3 protein-coding genes are annotated in these 1217 nt (G+C 50.9%); all 3 read left to right on the top strand.

Going from position 1 to position 1217, the window contains the following annotated elements:
* Positions 1–32: 32 nt before the first annotated feature.
* The 3 genes from BLW97_RS20315 to BLW97_RS18145 all read left to right on the top strand — a co-directional run bounded on the left by BLW97_RS20315 (position 33) and on the right by BLW97_RS18145 (position 1112).
* The gene (locus BLW97_RS20315; protein WP_404813716.1) at positions 33–194 is read left to right on the top strand and encodes an oxygen-binding di-iron domain-containing protein; all 162 of its coding nucleotides are present in this window, start codon (positions 33–35) and stop codon (positions 192–194) included.
* A 23-nt stretch (positions 195–217) separates the two neighbouring features.
* The gene (locus BLW97_RS18150) at positions 218–487 is read left to right on the top strand and encodes a hypothetical protein (protein ID WP_242947878.1); all 270 of its coding nucleotides are present in this window, start codon (positions 218–220) and stop codon (positions 485–487) included.
* A 217-nt stretch (positions 488–704) separates the two neighbouring features.
* Positions 705–1112 carry a PAS domain-containing protein gene (locus BLW97_RS18145; RefSeq protein WP_075324178.1) on the top strand — a complete coding sequence of 136 codons (408 nt, stop codon included), beginning with the start codon at positions 705–707 and terminating at the stop codon, positions 1110–1112.
* Positions 1113–1217 lie beyond the last annotated feature (105 nt).

Here is a 1217-nt window from a genome sequence, read left to right as displayed (position 1 = left end):
CCCGGTTTTTGCCGCACTTCTGCTCTAAAGGGATGACGGCGGGAAGGGTGATAGGCATCCCGCCGCAAGGTATGGAAGTGAATCTGGCGGGGCAGGATCTTTTTATCATCCCGGCGCATTACATGCATTCTGTGGGCAATTTTCAGGTAGCAGACTTTGGACCCATACCCTTACCCCGGACATACAGGGCGTAGCGCTGATAACCAATGAGGGCACGGTGCTTTTTCAGACGGGCGAGACCGTTGCCGACGAAACCATTATTGGGGTTGCCGGTGCAGCGGTCATGCGTCTGGCTGAGCACATCAGCGCGGGTCTTGCCGAATGCAATACTCAGGAAATCACCATTCGCTGTCACCGCCATGCCGCCTTTTTTGCAGCAGCAGGGGCGGATACGCTTTTGATGCTGGTACTTCCGGCCGATACCGATACCCGACCATTGGCGGGAATGCTGGCAAGCCTCAGCAATGCATTGTTCTACAATAAATAAGTTTGTCTGGACTCCGGTCAGGGACGATGCTCAGAATATACTAACACTTAAGACCGTCGCCTCCGGCATAAGGATGTCGCAACAGCATGGCACAGTATTCCGGTGGGTAGACATTGCAGCAAACCAGTCCGAAAGGATCCTCTTTCCTGTTGCCAGGGTTTCAAGGCATCATATTCTCATTCAAGCGGATTAATGGAACCTCCGAGAACATTAAAACATGAAGGAATACTTTCTCCCTTACCATACGCAAGAGCCCTCTCCTCTTAGCGAGCGTTTGTTTGCGCTACTCGAAGCCCTCCCGGATGCGTTCTTTTTCAAGGATGGTGCAGGTCGCTGGCAGATTGTCAATGAATCTGCTAAACGCCTCTTTCATCTGGAAGGAATTCCATGGGAGGGCAAAACCGATATGGAACTGGCGGAATTGCATCCGGATTTTCGGGATATTCACGTAGCCTGCATCGCGGATGATGAAAAGGCCTGGCAAGCCAAACAACTGGTCATTGTTGAAGAAAAAATGCTTCGTGAAGATGGCCAGCAGTCGACCTATGAAACACGAAAGCTACCTTTGTTCAAAGTGAATGGTATGGTGGACCCCTCTGTCAAGACAATAATCAGCCGAGTTTAAGAGGGTAACCTTTCACACGCAGCGGCACGGCGCTGCCCCGGTTTTGCTTCTGATTCTGTTTCCTGACGATTTTCTTTTTTCGCGGTGAATTTTTCCACTATCGTT

It is taken from the genome of Acidithiobacillus albertensis, assembly GCF_001931655.1.
Classification (GTDB): Bacteria; Pseudomonadota; Gammaproteobacteria; order Acidithiobacillales; family Acidithiobacillaceae; genus Acidithiobacillus; species Acidithiobacillus thiooxidans.
The sequence above is the reverse complement of the archived record's forward strand: the minus strand, read 5'-3'. Positions and strand labels throughout refer to the sequence as shown.

Bases quoted from the DNA above. Each gene is read 5' to 3' on its own strand.
- BLW97_RS18145 (WP_075324178.1), top strand. From the start codon at position 705: ATGAAGGAATACTTTCTCCCTTACCATACGCAAGAGCCCTCTCCTCTT.
- BLW97_RS20315 (WP_404813716.1), top strand. From the start codon at position 33: ATGACGGCGGGAAGGGTGATAGGCATCCCGCCGCAAGGTATGGAAGTG.